Origin of the sequence: Enterobacter sp. CCUG 70166, from assembly GCF_020224095.1 — a bacterium.
Lineage (GTDB): Bacteria > Pseudomonadota > Gammaproteobacteria > Enterobacterales > Enterobacteriaceae > Enterobacter > Enterobacter intestinihominis.
Map to the genome: position 1 here is coordinate 1 of NZ_NRIQ01000100.1, position 2,277 is coordinate 2,277.

The window sequence follows — 2,277 nt, forward strand, 5'->3', positions numbered from 1 at the left end:
GCAAGCGCACGCGGCACGTTATCCAGTGTTAGCAGGCGACTGTCGGTCTCGATCCCGTCGTGATGTGCTTCCGCCTCGCTGTAGCCCACGGTGGCGACCTGCGGGTCGGTGAACACCACGGCCGGCATTGCGGTCAGGTCCAGGGCCGCATCGCCGCCAGTCATGTTGATCGCCGCACGAGTGCCGGCCGCTGCCGCCACATAGACGAACTGCGGCTGGTCGGTGCAGTCGCCGGCCGCGTAGATGTTCGGGCTACTGGTGCGCATGCCCTTGTCGATGACGATGGCCCCCTGCGCATTGACGGCTACCCCCGCCGCTTCCAATGCCAGGCTGCGCGTGTTCGGTGTCCGGCCGGTGGCGACCAGCAGCTTGTCGGCGCGCAATTCACCGTGCGTGGTGGTCAGCACGAATTCACCGTCCATATGGGCGACCTGGCTGGCTTGCGTGTGCTCCAGCACCTCGATGCCCTCGGCACGGAAAGCGGCTGTCACCGCCTCGCCGATGGCCGGGTCTTCACGGAAGAACAAGGTATTGCGCGCCAGGGCCGTGACCTTGCTGCCCAGCCGGGCAAAGGCTTGCGCCAGCTCCAGCGCCACCACCGACGAGCCGATTACGGCAAGGCGTTCGGGAATGGTGTCGCTCGCCAGGGCCTCGGTGGAAGTCCAGTAGGGTGACTCTTTCAAGCCCGGAATCGGCGGGACCGCCGGGCTGGCACCCGTGGCGACCAGGCAGCGGTCGAACATCACGACGCGCTCGCCACCCTCGTTCAAACTAACGATAAGGCTCTGGTCGTCCTTGAAACGCGCTTCACCGTGCAGAACGGTGATGGCTGAATTGCCGTCCAGGATGCCTTCGTACTTGGCATGACGGAGTTCTTCGACACGGGCCTGCTGCTGGGCCAGCAGCCGCTCGCGCAAGATCGTCGGCGGTGTGGGTGGCATGCCGCCGTCGAATGGGCTTTCCCGGCGCAGATGGGCGATGTGGGCGGCGCGGATCATGATCTTGGACGGCACACAACCGACGTTGACGCAGGTGCCGCCGATGGTGCCGCGCTCAATCAGCGTGACCTGCGCGCCTTGCTCGACGGCCTTCAGTGCTGCCGCCATCGCGGCTCCACCGCTACCAATGACGACGACCTGCAACGGGCGTTCGTTGCCACTGGGCTTATCAGCGGCCCCTATCCAGCCGCGCATCTTGTCGAGCAGGCCGGCGCGGTTGTCCGTCGGTGGCGCATCGGCAAGCGTTGCCTCGTAGCCCAGTCCGGCCACGGCGGTAGTCAGCGCATCCGATGACGTGCCCGCCTCAATGGCGAGTTGCGCTGTGCCCTTCGGATAGGACACCAGCGCCGATTGCACGCCGGGCACTTTCTCCAAGGCTTCCTTGACGTGAGCCGCGCACGAGTCGCAGGTCATCCCGGTGATTTTCAGGGTGGTCATGTATTTTTCCTTTTCTGTGGTGGCTACGGCTGTTGCCGTCAGCCACGTTGTTCTGGCAATTCACAGCTGTCCGGCCCGCAGCGGCGATGTGCTGGCGAGATGAAATCCCAGACCGACACCCCAACCATCAAGGCCAGGCCGACATAGAGCAGTCCACCGCTCTGCCAGCCGTAAGCCCGCATTAAAAACACCGCTGCCAGCACCAAGATCGGGCCTATCGTGCCGAGCGCCGTGCGTCGCCACTGTCGATGATTGAGCCAAGCGATAGCATTGGCGAGTAACGCGATGCCGGCGAACATCGGCAGCAGGATGCCAATGAATAGCCCCTCGTACTGGCTCAAGAAGCCCAGTCCGATGGCCGCGCCAAAGCTGGCGATGGCAGGAAAACAGGCGGCGCAGCCCATCGCGGAAACGACGCTGCCGAGCGCGCCGGTTTTGCCAGCGATGCGCGTGATGAGTCCCATGTGTCGCTCCCGAGTTCGGTTAACGGATCAGCGTTTGAGGCTGGACGGATAGCCCGCGTCCTCGGTCGCCTTGGTCAACTTCTGGACGTTGGTCTTGGCATCGTCGAAGGTGACGACGGCCTGGCGCTTGTCGAAACTTACGTCGGTCTTGCTCACGCCCTCAACCTTGGAAAGCGCGTGCTTGACAGTGATCGGGCAAGAGGCGCAGGTCATGCCAGGCACGGACAGCGTGACGGTCTGGGTGGCGGCCCACACGGGGGCAACAACGGCAGCGAGGGCGAGGGCGGCAAACAGTTTTTTCATGATGAACTCCTGTGATTAATAGAAAAATGGCATGACGTAGGGAAATCCGAGCGAGACCAGGACCAGCGCGGCCA

General features: G+C 63.8%; 3 protein-coding genes. All 3 read right to left on the reverse strand.

What is annotated here, in order from left to right:
• Window positions 1–1,436 (reverse strand): mercury(II) reductase (merA, locus tag CKK19_RS25265; RefSeq protein ID WP_127791824.1); only part of this gene is annotated, 1,436 nt, incomplete at its 3' end.
• A 38-nt stretch (window positions 1,437–1,474) separates the two neighbouring features.
• Window positions 1,475–1,900 (reverse strand): organomercurial transporter MerC, encoded by a 426-nt coding sequence (gene merC, locus CKK19_RS25270; protein WP_000522996.1) that lies wholly within the window; start codon window positions 1,898–1,900, stop codon window positions 1,475–1,477.
• A gap of 27 nt (window positions 1,901–1,927) precedes the next feature.
• Window positions 1,928–2,203: a mercury resistance system periplasmic binding protein MerP gene (gene merP / locus CKK19_RS25275; protein ID WP_000732275.1), complete on the reverse strand. Its 276-nt coding sequence runs from the start codon at window positions 2,201–2,203 to the stop codon at window positions 1,928–1,930.
• Between the last annotated feature and the right edge of the window lie 74 nt (window positions 2,204–2,277).

Coding starts and splice junctions, on each gene's coding strand:
- merC (WP_000522996.1), bottom strand. CDS start 1,900: ATGGGACTCATCACGCGCATCGCTGGCAAAACCGGCGCGCTCGGCAGC.
- merP (WP_000732275.1), bottom strand. CDS start 2,203: ATGAAAAAACTGTTTGCCGCCCTCGCCCTCGCTGCCGTTGTTGCCCCC.